The organism is Micromonospora yasonensis, from assembly GCF_026013475.1.
Classification (GTDB): Bacteria; Actinomycetota; Actinomycetes; order Mycobacteriales; family Micromonosporaceae; genus Micromonospora; species Micromonospora yasonensis.
The window spans coordinates 1-16,086 of sequence record NZ_JAPDPH010000051.1; the positions used below are offsets into that span (position 1 = coordinate 1).

Annotated in this window: 15 protein-coding genes, 1 tRNA gene and 2 pseudogenes; 11 read left to right on the top strand and 7 right to left on the bottom strand. The window is 73.5% G+C overall.

What is annotated here, in order from left to right; genetic code table 11:
• The 4 genes and pseudogenes from ONA70_RS13470 to ONA70_RS13485 form a co-directional block, all read left to right on the top strand.
• Positions 1-122: pseudogene (locus ONA70_RS13470) on the top strand (DUF3105 domain-containing protein); the annotation flags it as partial.
• A gap of 10 nt (positions 123-132) precedes the next feature.
• Positions 133-804, top strand: a complete 672-nt coding sequence (locus ONA70_RS13475) for a DUF305 domain-containing protein (RefSeq protein WP_265006747.1) — start codon at positions 133-135, stop codon at positions 802-804.
• Between the two features lie 179 nt (positions 805-983).
• A complete protein-coding gene (locus ONA70_RS13480) occupies positions 984-1,679 on the top strand; it encodes a winged helix-turn-helix domain-containing protein (RefSeq protein WP_265006774.1) in 696 nt (231 codons plus the stop codon).
• Positions 1,680-1,754: 75 nt separating this feature from the next.
• Positions 1,755-1,826, top strand: a tRNA-Arg gene (locus tag ONA70_RS13485).
• A gap of 57 nt (positions 1,827-1,883) precedes the next feature.
• On the opposite strand, the pseudogene ONA70_RS13490 reads toward ONA70_RS13485, so the two are convergent.
• Both ONA70_RS13490 and ONA70_RS13495 read right to left on the bottom strand, forming a co-directional pair.
• Positions 1,884-2,842 (bottom strand): annotated as a pseudogene (locus tag ONA70_RS13490) (DNA polymerase domain-containing protein).
• A gap of 83 nt (positions 2,843-2,925) precedes the next feature.
• Positions 2,926-3,711 (bottom strand): isocitrate lyase/PEP mutase family protein, encoded by a 786-nt coding sequence (locus ONA70_RS13495; protein ID WP_265006748.1) that lies wholly within the window; start codon positions 3,709-3,711, stop codon positions 2,926-2,928.
• A gap of 53 nt (positions 3,712-3,764) precedes the next feature.
• Here ONA70_RS13495 and pdxR point away from each other — a divergent pair, with 53 nt between their 5' ends.
• The 3 genes from pdxR (at position 3,765) to ONA70_RS13510 (ending at position 8,017) form a co-directional block, all read left to right on the top strand.
• The gene (gene pdxR, locus ONA70_RS13500) at positions 3,765-5,165 is read left to right on the top strand and encodes a MocR-like pyridoxine biosynthesis transcription factor PdxR (RefSeq protein WP_265006775.1); all 1,401 of its coding nucleotides are present in this window, start codon (positions 3,765-3,767) and stop codon (positions 5,163-5,165) included.
• A 91-nt stretch (positions 5,166-5,256) separates the two neighbouring features.
• Entirely contained in the window at positions 5,257-5,802 is a 546-nt protein-coding gene (locus ONA70_RS13505) for a TetR/AcrR family transcriptional regulator (RefSeq protein WP_265006749.1), read from the top strand.
• 34 nt (positions 5,803-5,836) lie between these two features.
• Entirely contained in the window at positions 5,837-8,017 is a 2,181-nt protein-coding gene (locus tag ONA70_RS13510) for an MMPL family transporter (protein WP_265006750.1), read from the top strand.
• An 86-nt stretch (positions 8,018-8,103) separates the two neighbouring features.
• Here ONA70_RS13510 and ONA70_RS13515 read toward each other — a convergent pair whose 3' ends face one another.
• Positions 8,104-9,360 carry an erythromycin esterase family protein gene (locus ONA70_RS13515; protein WP_265006751.1) on the bottom strand — a complete coding sequence of 419 codons (1,257 nt, stop codon included), beginning with the start codon at positions 9,358-9,360 and terminating at the stop codon, positions 8,104-8,106.
• A gap of 106 nt (positions 9,361-9,466) precedes the next feature.
• Here ONA70_RS13515 and ONA70_RS13520 point away from each other — a divergent pair, with 106 nt between their 5' ends.
• The gene (locus ONA70_RS13520) at positions 9,467-9,658 is read left to right on the top strand and encodes a DUF2795 domain-containing protein (RefSeq protein WP_265006752.1); all 192 of its coding nucleotides are present in this window, start codon (positions 9,467-9,469) and stop codon (positions 9,656-9,658) included.
• Positions 9,659-9,681: 23 nt separating this feature from the next.
• Here ONA70_RS13520 and erm read toward each other — a convergent pair whose 3' ends face one another.
• Together erm and ONA70_RS13530 are read right to left on the bottom strand one after the other, a co-directional pair.
• Positions 9,682-10,506: an ErmE/ErmH/ErmO/ErmR family 23S rRNA (adenine(2058)-N(6))-methyltransferase gene (gene erm, locus ONA70_RS13525; RefSeq protein WP_265006753.1), complete on the bottom strand. Its 825-nt coding sequence runs from the start codon at positions 10,504-10,506 to the stop codon at positions 9,682-9,684.
• Between the two features lie 373 nt (positions 10,507-10,879).
• Positions 10,880-11,779, bottom strand: coding sequence for a Gfo/Idh/MocA family protein (locus tag ONA70_RS13530; protein ID WP_265006776.1), 900 nt, complete (start codon positions 11,777-11,779; stop codon positions 10,880-10,882).
• 171 nt (positions 11,780-11,950) lie between these two features.
• Here ONA70_RS13530 and ONA70_RS13535 point away from each other — a divergent pair, with 171 nt between their 5' ends.
• Both ONA70_RS13535 and ONA70_RS13540 read left to right on the top strand, forming a co-directional pair.
• Positions 11,951-12,346 (top strand): hypothetical protein, encoded by a 396-nt coding sequence (locus ONA70_RS13535; RefSeq protein ID WP_265006754.1) that lies wholly within the window; start codon positions 11,951-11,953, stop codon positions 12,344-12,346.
• Positions 12,339-12,755, top strand: a complete 417-nt coding sequence (locus ONA70_RS13540; RefSeq protein WP_265006755.1) for a hypothetical protein — start codon at positions 12,339-12,341, stop codon at positions 12,753-12,755. The genes ONA70_RS13535 and ONA70_RS13540 overlap by 8 nt, the downstream gene beginning before the upstream one ends.
• Before the next feature lie 121 nt (positions 12,756-12,876).
• Here ONA70_RS13540 and fabG read toward each other — a convergent pair whose 3' ends face one another.
• Together fabG and ONA70_RS13550 are read right to left on the bottom strand one after the other, a co-directional pair.
• The gene (gene fabG, locus ONA70_RS13545) at positions 12,877-13,635 is read right to left on the bottom strand and encodes a 3-oxoacyl-ACP reductase FabG (RefSeq protein WP_265006756.1); all 759 of its coding nucleotides are present in this window, start codon (positions 13,633-13,635) and stop codon (positions 12,877-12,879) included.
• 55 nt (positions 13,636-13,690) lie between these two features.
• The gene (locus ONA70_RS13550) at positions 13,691-15,343 is read right to left on the bottom strand and encodes an alpha-amylase family protein (RefSeq protein WP_265006757.1); all 1,653 of its coding nucleotides are present in this window, start codon (positions 15,341-15,343) and stop codon (positions 13,691-13,693) included.
• Positions 15,344-15,415: 72 nt separating this feature from the next.
• Between ONA70_RS13550 and ONA70_RS13555 the strand changes: the two genes are divergently transcribed.
• Entirely contained in the window at positions 15,416-16,015 is a 600-nt protein-coding gene (locus ONA70_RS13555) for a DUF1349 domain-containing protein (protein ID WP_265006758.1), read from the top strand.
• Positions 16,016-16,086 lie beyond the last annotated feature (71 nt).

Here is a 16,086-nt window from a genome sequence, read left to right on the forward strand (position 1 = left end):
AGACGCTGCGGGTGAACGCCTCCATCGAGGGTCCGAACGCCAACTGCGCCCAGGGCGTGACCGCGACCGGCACCACCCCGCGGGACATGGGCAACCAGATGGACCAGCCGGTCACCCAGTGAGGACGCCGCGATGACTGCTTCCGTGACCACGGACGCCGACCTCGACGAGGCGCCGGCCACCGACGGTGGCCGGGCCCCGGCGCGGCGCTACGGCCTGCTGGCCGTGGCGGTCGCCATCGTGGTCGGCCTCGTCCTCGGGTACGCGGGCGGCCTGCTCACCCCGACCCTCACCCGCCCGGGGGACAACTCGCCGGAGGCGGGCTTCGCCCGGGACATGAGCACCCACCACGCCCAGGCGGTCGAGATGGGACTGATGGCCTTCCAGCAGGGCCAGGACGCGGAGGTACGGCAGATCGGCGGCGACATCGCCACCGGCCAGCAGGGCGAGATCGGCACCATGCAGACCTGGCTGCGCTCGTGGAAGCTCGACCCGACCGGTGACCAGCCGCCGATGGCGTGGATGCCGGACGGCGCGCAGGCGGTGAAGAACGGCCTGATGCCGGGCATGGCCACGCCGGAGGAGATGGCGAAGCTGCGGGCCGCCAAGGGCCGTGACTTCGACGTCCTCTTCCTGCAGATGATGATCCGTCACCACATCGGCGGGGTGCACATGATCGACGGTGTCCTCGACCAGGGGCACGACAAGGACGTGCTGGCGGTCGCGCAGGTCATGAAGAACACCCAGCAGACCGACCTCACCAACCTTCAGGCGGCGCTCAAGCGCCTGGGCGGCACCCTGTAACACCTGCTCGGACTCCACGGGCCCGCGTCGGTTGCCGACGCGGGCCCGTTCACGTCGGGGTGACCTGCGTCCGTTATGACCTGTTATAACGATTTGGGCTATACGAACCTTTGAGCTACTTGGAGACTTTTCTCCCCACATATCGTGACCAGTTGCGATTCGGGCTCGTTGCGCAGGACGTGGGGGTTGCACTCAGAGACGCAGGGCGGTCGGTGACCAGCTGGTGCCGACGCCACACCATCGGCGGTGACGGAGCGGTGGCAGCCGTCCGTCGCGGACTGCGGCAGGGCGAGTCGGGAACGCTCAGCCGCGAACAGGAACTCGAACTGATCGACGTGCTGCGGGGCGTCCACCCCGACGAGTTCGGCCTGGACGAGGAGCTCTGGACGCGACAGAGCCTGACCACCCTCATCCAGCGCCGGTTCGACCTGGCGATGGACGCCGGCACGGTCGGGGCGTACCTGCGGGCCTGGGGGTTGGGTCCGCGCGAGCCCCGGGAGCGGGCCTGCGGCCTCTGCGTGGGCGCGGTCGAACGCTGGGTACGCAGCGAGTATCCGTCGATCACCCGGGCCGCCCAGGAGCACGCCGCGGAGGTCTACTGGATCGGCCGGGTACGCCTGCGCGGCACCATGCCGGCGGCGGACGTGATCTCCGCGGTGTCGTCCCGGGGCCGGGTGCGCTTCATGATCACCACGCCCTCGGTCGACCCGCCGCTCCCCCGCGACTTCGTGCTGCGGCTCAGCGGCGCCGAGGAGCGCACGGTGCACCTCATCGTCGACGGCTCCTGGCCGCGCAACGAGTGGCCCCGCCGCCTTCCGCGCCGGATCGTCCTGCACCCGCTCCCCAGCTGCGGCCGCCCGCTGGCCGCCGCCTGATCCACGAGGATCGACGCGCGGGGGTACCGATTGGGTGATCCGAGAGGGCGTTTGCTACTCTTCTCGGGTCGCTGAGCCCCCGTAGCTCAGGGGATAGAGCACCGCCCTCCGGAGGCGGGGGCGCAGGTTCGAATCCTGCCGGGGGCACAGACCGCGAGAAGCCCGGGCCGATCGGCCCGGGCTTCTCCGCATGTCGGGAGCGGCTCAGCCGGCCTCGCGGCGGGCCTTCGCGCGGCGCTTGCCCTCGTGCATGGCCTGCACCCGGGCCACCGGGATGGTCCGCCCCTCGGCGACCAGGTCGGCCGGCAGCCGCTGCGGCGCGGGCAGCGCCTCCGCCCACGGATCCCGGTCGCCGAGCAGCCCCGGCACCGTCCGCACGGTGAAGTCGGCCGGCGTCACCGACTCCACGTCCGACCAGCCGACCGGGTACGACACCGGCGTGCCGGGCCGGATCCGCGGGCTGTACGCGGCCACCACCGTCGCCCCGTACGCGCGGGTGGAATCCACGAACACCCGGCCGCCCCGGTCCTCGACGATGAAGGCGGTGGTGGCCAGCGCCGGGTCGAGCCGTTCGGCGTGCCCGGCGAGGGCCCGGGTCGCGGCGGCCGCCTCCTCGGCGGTGGTCCCTCCGCCACCGGCACGATCACGTGCAGCCCCTTCGCGCCGCTGGTCTTCACCGCCCCGGCCAGCCCCACGTCGGCGAGCGCCTGGCGGACCAGCAGGGCAGCGCTCACCGCCATCCGGAACGAGTCACCCACCGGCGGGTCCAGGTCGAGCACCAGGTGGGTGGGGTGCTCCGGGTCGCCGGCCCGGCTCAGTGTCGCGTGGTACTCCACCGCCCGCTGGTTGGCGAACCAGAGCAGGGTGCGCCGGTCGTCGCAGAGCGCGTACGAGATGCGCCGGTGGGACGCCTCCGCCCAGACCTCGGTGCGGCGCACCCAGTCGGGCGTGTACTTCGGCAGGTTCTTCTGCATGAACGGTTCCTGCCCGGGCCGGACCCGGACCACCGAGAGCGGCCGGTCGCGCAGCCCGGGCAGGATCCGCCCGTGCACGGCGTCCAGGTAGTCGACCAGGTCGCGCTTGGTCGCCCCGGCCCCGTCGAAGAGCGGCTGGTCCAGGTTGGTCAGCGACACCCCGTCGCGGGTCTCGTCAGCGGCACTCATCCGCTCACCTTCCCGGGCCGAGCGCGGGTCGGCAACCCCGACACGGCTTCCCGGCGGCGCCCTCGGTTGAATCGTCTACGACATCAGCTCCAAAGGGACGCCGCACCGTTGTGCCGGCCAGCCCGGATCGCGGTGAGCATCTCGACGGTACGGGCGCGGGCGGCCGCGTACACGCCGGAGCCGTAGCTGACCCGGGCCACGCCGAGGGCGGCCAGCTCGGCCGGGGCCGGCGCGCCGGGCCGGGCCAGCACGTTCACCGGGGCGGCGACCTCGGCGACGAAGCCGCGGATCTGCTCCGGGTCGGCCAGCATGATCGGGTAGACGCTGTCCGCCCCGGCGGCCAGGTAGCCGCGCCCCCGGCGGACCGCCTCGGCGAGCCGCCCCTCGGCCGGGCCGTACGCCCGCAGGTGCACGTCGACCCGGGCGTTGAGCACCAGGTCCACGCCGGCCGTGCGGGCCGCCGCCCGGATCCCGGCGAGCAGGTCGGCCTGCTCCTCGACGTCGTACAGCTCACGCGTACGCGGGTCGGAGTCCTCGATGTTGCAGCCCACCGCGCCGGCCGCCAGCAGCCGCTCGACCAGTTCGGCCGGGCGCAGCCCGTACCCCCGCTCCAGGTCGGCGGTGACCGGGACGGTGACGGCGGCGGCGATCCGGCCGACCGCCGCGAACATCTCGTCCACCGGGGTGCCCTCACCGTCGGCGTGACCTAGCGTCTCGGCGACCGCGCCGCTGCTGGTGGCGACGGCCGAAAAGCCGGCGGCGACGACGGCTCGTGCCGACCCGGGGTCCCAGGCGTTCGGCAGGATCAGCGGATCTCCGGGGCGGTGCAGCGCGCGCAGCGCGGCGGCCCGCCGGATCAGTTCGGTCATGCGGCGATTCTCGCCGCGCCGGCGGCCCTGCCCTAAGCTCCAATTCCGTGCCGATGGACTGGGCCGATTTCGGCGTCGACCTGCACCTGGACCTGGACGCGAGCGGCGGCCGGCGGGCCGGGCTGGAACGCGCGCTGCGGGACGCGATCCGGGACGGCCGGCTGCCCCCGTCGACCCGGCTGCCGGCCACCCGCGCCCTCGCCGCCGAGCTGGGCCTGTCCCGGGGCACGGTCAGCGCCGCCTACGACCAACTGGTCGCCGAGGGCTGGCTGGTGGCCCGGATCGGCGCCGGTACCGAGGTCAGCCCACTGCGCCGGGCCGCGCCGGCGGCGGTGCCGCCGCCGCCCGGGCCGGCCCCCTTCCGGTACGACCTGCGCCCCGGCAGCCCCGACGTGGGGCTCTTCCCGGTCACCGCCTGGCTGCGGGCCGTCCGCCGGGCGCTGGCCGTCGCCCCCGCCGAGGCGTACGGCTACGGCGACCCGCGCGGCCGGCCGGAGCTGCGCGACGCGCTCGCCGGCTACCTCGGCCGGGCGCGCGGCGTGCTCGCCGACCCGGAGCGGATCGTGGTCACCACCGGGTACGTCCAGGCGCTGGTCCTGCTCACCACCGTGCTCCGGGACGCCGGTACGCCGGCGGTGGCGATGGAGGACCCCGGGCTGGCCTTCCACCGCGAGGTGGTCCGCCGGCACGGCGGCACGGTGCTGCCGTTGCCGGTGGACGAGCGGGGCGCCCGCACCGACCTGCTCGGCACCGGACGGCTGGCCCGGGTGGGCGCGGCCGTGGTGACCCCGGCGCACCAGTATCCGACCGGGGTGACCCTGCACCCGTCGCGCCGGCACGTGCTGACCGACTGGGCCCGGACCGGCGGCGGGCTGGTCGTCGAGGACGACTACGACGGCGAGTTCCGGTACGACCGGCAGCCCGTCGGCGCGGTCCAGGGGACGGCCCCCGAACAGGTGGCGTACGTGGGCACCGCGGCGAAGACGCTCGGGCCGGCGCTGCGCCTGGCCTGGCTGGTGCTGCCGGCCCGGCTGGTGGATCCGGTGGTGGACGCCAAGCACCACCTCGACCTGCACACGGAGACGATCGGCCAGCTGGCCCTCGCCGACCTGATCGACACCCACGGCTACGACCGGCAGGTCCGTACCGTCCGGCGGCGCTACCGGCAGCGCCGGGACCTGCTGCTGGCCCGGCTGGGCGGCCGGTCCGCCCTGGACGGGATCTCCGCCGGCCTGCACGCCACCGTCCAGCTGCCGGCGGACGGGCCGGACGAGCCGGAGGTGCTGGCCACGGCCGCCGCGCACGGGCTGGGCCTGAGCGGGCTGGCCGCCCACCATCACCAGGTCGCCGGCCAGCCGCCCGGCCTGGTGATCGGGTACGCCCGCCCGCCCGCGCACGCCTACCCGGCCGCCCTGGACCTGCTGGCCCGCGTCCTGCCCGGCCCCCGCGCCTGACTCGCGTACGCGCGGCACTGTGGTGAAGGCCACGCGATTGTTCTGACCGATCGGTCAGGTGCTGACCGATCGGTCAGGCATGCTGGAGGACATGGCACGGGCGGTACCGGGGACCCACGACGAGATCCTCGCGGCGGCGGCACGGCGGTTCGCCGTCACCGGCTACAAGGGCACCTCGTTGCAGGACATCGCCCGCGAGGTCGGCTGCTCCAAGGCCACCGTGCTCTACCACTTCGCCAACAAGGAAGCCCTCCTCTGCGAGCTGATGGCACCCGCCATCGCGGTGCTGGAGGCGCTCGACGGGCAGTTCGCCGGGCGTACCGGCGCCGACGCCCAGCGGGTCGCCGCCGAGGGCTTCGTCGACCTGGCCGTGCGCTTCCGGCGCGAGATCGCGCTGCTCCGCGGCGAGTTCCCCGACCTGCTCCAGCAGCCGGCGTTCGCGCACATCCAGCAGATCTCCGAACGGCTCGTCGCGGCCTTCGCCGGCCACTCCGACCGCCCGGCGGCGCGGATCGCCGCGCTGGTGGTCCTCGCCGGCATCGCCGAGACCTGCGGCGAGTTCCTCGACATCCCGGACGAAGAGCTGCGGCCGGCGCTGCTGGCCGTGGCGCGCCGCGCGCTCAAACCCACCACCTGACCCAGTTCCGAACTCCGAGGACAAAGGAACCTTCATGGCGACCCTGCTGTACCGGCTCGGCCGGGCATCGATGCGGCGCCGGCGACTCGTCGCCGTCGTCTGGCTCGTCGTACTCGTCGGTCTCGGCCTCGCCGCGGCCACCCTGAAGGGCCCGACGGCGAGCAACTTCACCATGCCGGGCACCGAGTCGCAGCGCGCGCTCGACCTGCTCGCCGACCGGTTCCCGGCGGCCAGCGGCGCCACCGGCACCATCGCCGTCAAGGCGCCCCAGCCCGGCGAGCTGCTCACCCCGCAGGGGCAGGCTGTGGTCAAGGAGGTCACCCAGGAGGCGGCCAGCCTGCCCGGCGTGGTCGGCGCGGTCGACCCGTACCAGGTCAAGGCGCTCACCCCGGACGGCCGGTACGCGCTGATCCAGGTGCAGTTCGCCGGCCGGGCGGACGACGTGAGCACCGCCCAGCGCGACGCGTACGAGAAGGTCGGCGCGCAGGCCGAGGCGCAGGGGTGGCAGATCGCCCCCGGCGGTGAGGTGCTCAACGCGGAGCCCGAGGTCGGCTCGACGGAGGGCCTCGGCGTACTGGTCGCCGCGATCGTCCTGGTCGTCACCTTCGGCTCCCTGGTGGCGGCCGGGATGACCATGCTGAACGCGCTGATCGGCGTCGGCGTCGGCATGGCCGGCCTGTTCGCGCTCAGCGGCGCGGTCGAACTGACCAGCACCGCCCCGATCCTGGCCCTGATGCTCGGCCTCGCCGTCGGCATCGACTACTCGCTCTTCATCACCTCCCGGCACCGGCAAAACCTGCTCGACGGGCTCTCCCCCGAGGAGGCGGTCGGCCGGGCCGTCGGCACCGCCGGCTCCGCCGTGGTCTTCGCCGGCGCCACCGTGGTCATCGCGCTCGCCGGTCTGGCGGTGGTGGACATCCCGTTCCTCACCGTGATGGGGCTGGCCGCCGCCGGCACGGTGACCGTGGCGGTGCTGGTCGCGATCACCCTGGCCCCGGCGCTGCTCGGCTTCGCCGGCCGCAAGGTGCTCCCCCGCAAGCTGCGTGGCCGGGAGGCTGTCGCCGACCCCACCACCGGCTCGGAGGGCCGGTCCGGCTTCGGCTTCCGCTGGGCCCGCTGGATCACGAAGCTGCGGATCCCGGTCATCCTGGTCGGCCTGCTCGGCCTCGGCCTGCTGGCCATCCCCGCCCAGGACATGCGGCTGGCGCTGCCGGACGCCTCCACCGCGGCCGCGGGCACCCCGGCCCGGGTCAGCAACGACCTGATCCAGGAGGGCTTCGGCCGGGGCTTCACCGGCCGCCTCGCGGTGGTCGTCAGCGCCGACTCCCCGCAGGCCACCCAGGCCGCCGTCCCGCAGGTGACCGCGCTGATCCAGAAGACGGACGGGGTGCTCGCGGTGGCCCCGCCGCAGCTCGACCCGACCGGACGCACCGCGCTGATCGGGGTCGTCCCGAAGACCGGCCCGACCGACGCGGCCACCGAGACGCTGGTCCACGACATCCGTGACAAGGTCGGCGGGATCAAGGACGCCGACGTGCTGCTGACCGGCGTCACCGCGATCGGCATCGACGTGTCGGAGAAGCTCTCCGCCGCGCTCCCGGTCTACCTGCTGCTGGTGGTCGGCCTGTCGGTGCTGCTGCTGATGCTGGTGTTCCGCTCGATCCTGGTACCGGTCAAGGCCGCGCTGGGCTTCCTGCTCACCGTGGCGGCCACCTTCGGCATCACCGTGGCGGTGTTCCAGCAGGGCCACCTGGCCGGCCTGGTCGGGCTGGACACCCCCGGCCCGCTGGTCAGCTTCCTGCCGATCCTGCTCATCGGCATCCTCTTCGGCCTGGCCATGGACTACGAGGTCTTCCTGGTCTCCCGGATGCGGGAGGACTTCGTGCACGGCGACACCGCCCGGCAGGCCACCATCAACGGGATGGGCCACGGCGCCCGGGTGGTCACCGCCGCCGCGCTCATCATGATCTCGGTGTTCGGCGGGTTCGTCTTCCTGGAGGACCCGATCATCAAGTCGATGGGCTTCGCGCTCGCGATCGGCGTCGCCATCGACGCCTTCGTGGTCCGGATGACCATCGTCCCGGCGGTGATGTCGCTGCTCGACAGGGCCGGCTGGTGGATCCCGCGCTGGCTGAACCGGATCCTGCCCAACGTGGACATCGAGGGCGAAGGCCTGCGGGCCCACCTCGCCGCCCGCGAACCCGCCGGGGTCTGACCTCGTCGATCATGGAGTTGTGGCACCGGACACAACCCGCGGAAGCGGCCGAACCGGGCGCCACAACTCCATGATCCGCGCAGGGGTCACACCCCGGCCGGGTAGGTCTCCATCTCGCCGGGCGTGGTCAGCGCGGGCAGCGGGTGCAGGGCGGTGGCCTCGTCGCACCAGACGAACGCGTCGTAGCGCTCGCCCAGCCGGGTCGGGACGTAGTTGCCCCAGGACTCGAAGCTCGGGTCGTAGACCACCCCGATGGCCCGGTGGTCGGCCTCGCCGGTCACCCACTCCGGCTGGTCCGGGCCGCCGAAGACCAGCACCGCCCGCTCCGGCATCAGCTCGTGCAGCCGCCGCTCCACCGAGCCCTCCCGGGCCGGGGGCACCACCATCGCCTCGGCCGGGGAACCCCAGCGCGGCGCGGCGATCACCGTGCCCCGGTAGCTGCCGAAGCCGACGAGCGCCACCGCGTCCCGACCGTGCCGTTCCCGGCCGAACTGGCCGATGTTGACCATCCCGTCCGCCGCCATGTCGGTGGCCCGGGCGTCGCCGACGTGGGTGTTGTGCGCCCAGACGATGCCCCGGGATTCCGGGCCGTAGCGGTCCAGCAGCCGGTCGAGGGTGTCGGCCATGTGGGTGTCCCGGACGTTCCACGACTCCGGGCCACCGCCGACCATCGCCCGGTAGTAGCGCTCGGCGCCGGCCACCACCTCCGCGTTCTGCCAGGCCGAGAAGCGGTCCGGGCCGTCCGCGGCGGCCTGTTCCCGGGTACGCGCCAGCAGCCGGATCACCTCCTCCTCGCAGCGCGCCGACACGAACCGGCTGGCCGTGCCGTACTCCTCGACCCGCTTGCCGTACGGCTCGAAGCAGCGGTACGCCTCCTGCGCCGCCTCCAGCGAGGCCGGGTCCTCCTCGCCCAGGTAGTCGAAGATGGCCTGCATGGACTCCCACAGGCTGTAGACGTCCAGGCCGTGGAAGCCGGCCCGCTCCTCCTCGGGGCGGTCCAGGTTCCAGGCCCGCAGCCATCGGCAGAACCGGGCCACCTCCGCGTTCGCCCACATCCAGGTGGGCCAGCGCTCGAAGCATTCCAGGGCGGTCATCGGATCGGCCAGCCCACCCGGGGCCCCCACCACCGAGCGGTGCACCCGGTCGCAGTCCGGCCAGTCCCCCTCCACCGCCACGAAGTCGAAGCCCTGCTCGGCGATGAGCCGCCGGGTCAGTTGCTCGCGCAGCCGGTAGTAGTCGTAGCTGCCGTGCGTCGCCTCGCCGAGCATCACGATGCGGGCGTCCCGGACGCGTTCCAGCAGCGGGTCGAAGTCGCTCGGCGCGCCGAGCCGCTGTACCAGCATGCCCGCGGCTACCCGAGACCCGCCCGGGCAAACCGCTGCCGGTCGGCGGCGCGCCGCGGCGACAGAGGGGCGGCATATCGGCGCGGAAAGCGGGTACGAGGGCGGCATGACCGTCACCGGGGTGCAGTGGCAGGAGTTCCTGGCCGGGCTCGACTACCCGGTCTCCCGCGAGGACCTGATCCGCTGGTGCCAGGAGAACGGCGGCAGCACCGAGATGCTGCAGATGCTGAAGGCACTGCCGGTGGAGGAGTTCGACGACCCGGCCGAGCTGGGCGAGGCGCTGAACACCCTCGCCTGAGCCCGACCGGGCCGCACCGCACCTCACGCTGACGGTGTGCCACCCGGTCGCGCCGGGTCCACCGCGTGCAGCAGCCGGAACAGCACCAGCCACTGCTCGGGCCAGACCAGACCGACCGGGGTGTCCCGGTCGAGCCGGGCGGCCCGGAGCGCCCCCGCCACCCGGCGGGCCGGGTACGCGGTGCGCAGCGAGGCCGCGAGCGAGCCGCCGGCCCCGCCGAAGCCCAGCGCCACCATCCTCCGGTACGCCGGCAGCGCCGCCGGGGGCAGTAGCGGCGCCGGCCGGCGGTCGATCCGCAGGATGCCGCCGTCCCGGGCGGGCACCGGCCGGAACGCCGTTCGGGATATCCGGCCGGCCAGCCGCCAGTGGTGCTCGGGCCAGGTGAGCACGGTCAGCCGGCTCCACCGGCCGTGGTCACCGGTCCGCTTGCGGGCGTACTCCAGCTGGGTGAGCAGGGTCGCCGAGCGTAGGCCGGGCGCGGCGAGGCACCAGCGCACCACGGCGGCGGTGAGCGACCACGGGATGTTGCCGACCACCGCGAACGGCTCGTCGGGCGCGACGGCGGCGAGGAAGTCCTCGGCCCGGACCCGCGCCCGGGGCAGGTCCGCGCAGGTCGCGGCCAGCTCCGGGAGGACGTCCGGGTCCACCTCGTACGCGATCAGCCGGCCGCACCGGGTGGCGAGCGGCCGGGTCAGTTGGCCCCGACCGGCCCCCAGCTCCAGCAGCAGGTCGTCCGGGCCGGGCCGGGCCGCTCGGACCATCCGCGCGACGGCGGCCGGGTCGGCGAGGAAGTTCTGGGACAGTACGCGACGGGACCGGTCGCGTGCGGTGGGTCGGCGGGGCGCCACGGGGATCGTCCTGTCTGTCGCCGGGCGGCGACGGTACGGACAGGCAGCGCGGAGCGGGCCTGTCCGAGCGGATCCGGACTCGGACGACCCTGGAAGACGGCGGGGACGCGGGACCGGCCGCCGGACCCGCGTCGAGGCGGGCGGCGGCAGCGGACCGGGCAGCCGGCAGTGGCCGGCCCGATCCGGGGCCGGCGGTGCGGACGGTCAGGTCAGGCGCGGTGGGCGTCCCGGCCGGCCAGGGCCGGACGCCGGAGCCGCGGACGGGCGACCAGGAGAAGCCCTCGCGCGGCCGGCGTGACGGCCACGTCGATCAGGGCGTGCGTGCACATGCCGGCCAGGCTATCGACGGGTGGGCCGGCCCGCGACGGATTTGTCAGAGCTCGACGGTACGGCCCTCGCTGCGGGCGGTCTCCGCGGCGTCGAGCACCGCCACCACCTCCCGGCCGAACCGGACGTCGCAGCGGTGGTCCCGGGTACCCGCCTCGACCTCCTCCAGCAGCTGGTCGATCGCGGTGCCGAAGGCCTGCAGCGCGTTGCCGTCGCCGGGCGGGACGATCTCGGTGCCGTTCTCCCCGAAGAAGACGAAATCCCGGGTGACCGCCTCGGGCGGCGCGTCCAGGGTGAGCGACAGGCTGCTGGTGGCGCCCCCGTCGTGGGTGAGCAGCAGGTGCACCAGGCCGCTCGGGCCGTTCATCGCGGCCACCCGGGTGACCCGGCCGAGCACCGGCAGGATCAGCGACAGCGCGTGCGGGCCGATGTCCCACAGGGCGCCGTGCCGGCGACGCCACGGCGAGTTCCCGTACGGGTTGCCGGGCTGGTAGATGGAGGCGAACATGGTCGCCCGGGCGTGCAGCCAACCACCGGCCGCGGCGGTCGCGGCGAGGAAGCCGGTGATGTTCGGGTGGAACCGCTGGGTGAAGAAGACCACCGAGGCCACACCGGAGGCCTGCGCGGCGGCGACCACCCGGTCGGCCTCGGCGAGGCTCAACGCCAGCGGCTTGTCCAGCAGCAGGTGCCGCCCGGTGGTGGCGGCCCGGACGGCGATCTCGGCCTGCACATCCGGCGGCAGCGCCACGGCCACCGCGTCGCACGCGACCAGCAGCGCGTCCACGTCGTCGAAGACCGGTACGCCGTGCCGCGCGGCCAACGCGGCGGCCTTCTCCGGGTCCCGGCCCCAGACGCCGGCGAGGGTGGCCCCGGGGTGGGCGTCGATGGCCGCGGCGTGCGTCTCCGCCGCCCAGTGACCGGTGCCGAACAAGCCGAACCGCAGCACGAGTCCCCCTGCCGTCGTCGTCCGCCACGGCGTACGCCGGTGGCCGTGATCCACGCTAGTCGTCCGGCCCGGTGTGTGCGTCCCCGACGCGGCGGGAGAGCCTTGCCGCAGCGGCTACTACGCCGCTTAGTAGGCTGTGCCGGTGAACGGGACTGCGCCGGGACGGCGTCGATGACCAGCGCTGCGGCGGCCGGCTCGCCGGTGGACGGGATCCTCGCGACGGCGTCGATCGTGCTGTCGCTCGTCATCGCGATCTGGGCCCTGGTGGCGGCGCTGCGCCACCGGGCGCCGGACCGCCTCCAGTTCGCCGGGCTGGCGGTGCTGGAGGTGGTGCTGCTCGCGCTCGCCGTGGTGGCCCTGGTCGCCCTCGCCGGCGGTGAGCGGCCGGGCGAGCCGGGGGCCTTCTTCGGCTACCTGGTGACGCTGGTCTGCCTGCCGCCGCTGGCCTGGGTGCTGGCCCGGATGGAGCCGACCCGCTGGGGCTCGGCGATCGTCTGCGCCGTCTGCCTGGTGGCCCCCGTGGTGGTGGTCCGTCTGCAGCAGACCTGGGAGGTCGTCGGTGGCTGAGACCAGGGCGCCCGAGCGCGCCACCAACAAGGGGCCGGGGCGGCTGCTGATCGCGATCTACATCCTCTTCGCCATCGCCGCGACCTCGCGGGCCGGCCTCCAGATCGCCACCAGGTTCGGCGAGGCGCCGGTGGCGTACCTGCTCTCCGCGGCGGCCGCGCTGATCTACATCGTGGCGGCGGTCGGGCTGGGCCGGGCCGGGCACGCCGGTCGCCGGCTCGCGCTGGCCTGCTGCTCGGTGGAGCTGGTCGGAGTGGTCGCGGTCGGCATCCTCAGCATCGCCGACAAGAAACTCTTCCCGGACGAGACGGTCTGGTCGGACTTCGGCAGCGGCTACGGCTACGTCCCGCTGGTCCTGCCCATGCTCGGCCTGTTCTGGCTCTGGCGCACCCGTCGCGCCCCCGCCTGACCTTCCCCACCCACCCCCACCCCTCGCGCCGAGGGCGCTCTTTCCGGGAAAGAGTGGTCACGGAACGTGGAACGGCCACTCTTTCCGGGAAAGAGCGGCCATTCGCGGGGTGCGGCGCGGATCAGTCCCTGGGGCCGCCGGCCACGTAGATGACCTGGCCGGACACGAAGGACGCGCCCTCGCTGGTCAGGAACGAGATGGTGTGCGCGACGTCCTCCGGGCGGCCGGTGCGGCGGACCGGGATCTCGGCGGCGGCGTGCTGCTGGAGCGCCTCAAAATCGACCTTCATCCGGGCCGCGGTGGCCGCGGTCATGTCGGTGACGATGAAGCCGGGCGCGACCGCGTTGACGGTCACCCCGAACGGGCCCAGCTCGATGGCCAGCGTCTTGGTGAAGCCCTGCAGGCCGGCCTTGGCGGCGGAGTAGTTCGCCTGGCCGCGGTTGCCCAGCGCGGAGGTGCTGGAGAGGTTGACGATCCGGCCCCACTTCCGTTCCACCATGTGCCGCTGCGCGGCCTGGCTGAACAGGAACGCCCCGCGCAGGTGCACGCCCATGACGGTGTCCCAGTCGGCGTCGGTCATCTTGAACAGCAGGTTGTCGCGGAGCACCCCGGCGTTGTTGACCAGCACGGTCGGCGCGCCCAGCTCGGCGGCGACCCGCTCGACGGCGGCCTCCACCTGGCCCCGGTCGGAGACGTCCGCGCCGACGGCGAGCGCCCGGCCGCCGGCGGCGGCGATGGCGTCCACGGTCTCCTTGGTCGCCGACTCCTCGATGTCGACCACGGCGACGGCCATGCCGTCGGCGGCCAGCCGGCGGGCGGTGGCCGCGCCGATGCCGCGCGCGGCTCCGGTCACGATGGCGACGCGGGGCTCCCCCGACATGATTACCTCCCGGTAACTTGGGCTCGATCGAAGGAGCCTAACCCCAACCCCGCCGTCACCCGGCCTCGCCCCGGCAGAGCCGGATCCACCGGTAGCCGTAGCCGGCGAGCTTGAGGCTGTCCAGCTTGCCGACGTCCTCGTAATTGCGGTCGGTGAGCACGTCGATCGGCAGATCCGCCTCGGGGGCGAGGCTGCTCAGGTCGACCTCGACGTCCTCGGTCCCGAGGTTGTGCAGGAAGACCATGATCCCGGTCGGGCCGTCGGCCCGGTGCGCCAGCACCCCCGGCGGCATCGGCACGTCGATGTGGCTGGTGGAGCCGGAGCCGATCTCCGGGGCCTCCCGGAGGGTACGGATCATGCGCTCGAACCAGCCGAGCAGGGAGCGCGGATCCTTGCGCTGGGCGGTCACGTTGACCCGCTGGTAGCCGTACTCGCCCCTGTCGACCACCGGGCGGACCAGCTTCTCCGGCTCGGCCGTGGAGAAGCCGCCGTTCTCCTTGTACGACCACTGCATCGGGGTACGGATCGCCTCCCGGCCAGGGAGCGACAGGTCCTCGCCCATGCCGATCTCCTCGCCGTAGCGCAGCACCGGGGTGCCGCGCAGCGAGAACTGCAGCGCGTACGCCAGCTCGATGCGCCGGCGGTCGTTGCCGAGCATCGGGGCGAGCCGGCGGCGGATGCCCCGGCCGTAGAGCCGCATGTCCTCGTCCGGCCCGAACTGCTCGTACACCTGGTTGCGCTGCTCGGCGGTGAGCCGGGACAGGTCGATCTCGTCGTGGTTGCGCAGGAAGGTGGCCCACTGCCCACCCTCGGGCAGGGCCGGGGTGTCCCGCAGCGCCTCGATCACCGGCTCCGGGTCCTGCCGGGCCAGCGCCAGCATCAGCCGCCCGTTCATCATGAAGTCGAAGAGCATGTGGATCCGGTTGGCCGAGCCGCCGCTGTCCCCGAAGTAGATCGGGAGCTGGTCCGGCTCGACGTTCGCCTCGGCCAGCAGGACGGCGTCGCCGCGCCGCCACTGCACGTGCTGGCGCAGCTCGGTGAGGAACTCCAGGTCCTTGGGCGAGTCCGAGTTACCCGGTTCGGTCAGCTCGATGATGAACGGCACCGCGTCCATCCGGAACCCGGAGACGCCGAGCTGGAGCCAGAACGACACGATCTTCTTGATCTCGGCGCGGACCTCCGGGTTGGCCACGTTGAGGTCCGGCTGGAACTTGTAGAACCGGTGGTAGTACCAGGCCTTCGCGGTGCGGTCGTAGCTCCAGGTCTCGTTCTGCTCGCCCGGGAAGACCATGCCCTGGTGCCGATCCGGCGGCGCCTCGTCGCTCCACACGTACCAGTCGCGGTAGGGGGAGTCGGGCGAGGAGCGGGCCGACTGGAACCACGGGTGCTCGTCCGAGGTGTGGTTGACCACCAGGTCGATGACCACGTGAATACCCTTGTTGCTCGCCTGGTGCAGCAGCTCCGCGAAGTCGCCGAGGGTGCCCAGCCTCGGGCTCACGTTGTAGAAGTCGGTGACGTCGTAGCCGTCGTCCTTGTTGGGCGACGGATGGATCGGGTGCAGCCAGAGGCAGGTCACGCCGAGCCGGGCGAGATAGTCGAGCCGGCCGATCAGGCCGCGGAAATCACCGACACCGTCGCCGTTGGAGTCCGCGTACGTGTCGACGTCGAGGCAGTAGACAACGGCCTCCTGGTACCACCTGTCACCCATGCCCGGTTTACTTCTCCGGTCCACCGGTCGGGCAAACCCGAGTCGATGCCGCCCGACCGGTACGGTGCCGGCATGAGTGCCGACACCGTAGCCGTCGACTGGTCCACCGGCAGCTGGCTGAACCCGCCGGAGCGGGCCGACTCCTCCGGTACTGACCTGCTGGTCGAGCCGCGCGGCGGCAGCGACTTCTGGCGGCGCACCAGCTACGGCTTCGTACACGACGACGGGTCCGCGCTGCTGGCACCGTTCCCGACGGGGAGCGCGGTGGAGGTGAGCTTCCAGCTCGACTACGCCGCGCAGTTCGACCAGGCGGGGGTGCTGGTCCGGGTGGACGACCGGCGCTGGACCAAGGCGGGGGTGGAGATCAGCGACGGCGAGCCGCAGGTCGGCGCGGTGGTCACCGACGAGCTGTCGGACTGGTCGGTCGCCCCCGTGCCGGAGTGGTCCGGGCGGGAGGTCAGCGTACGGGTCAGCCGGGCCGGGGACGCGCTGACGGTACGGGCCCGGGTGGCCGACGAGCCGTGGCGGCTGGTCCGGGTCGCCCCGCTCGACCCGGCGGCCGAGGCGTCGGCCGGGCCGTACTGCTGCTCGCCGAGCCGGGGTGGGCTGGTGGTCCGCTTCACCGGCTGGCGGCAGGGGCCGGCGGACGAGGCGCTCCACGCCGAGGGGTGAGTGGGTCACCGGCAGGTGTGACCGGGTGCGCCGAGGGTACGTGTCTTCGATCCCCCGGCCGCGCGGAAGGA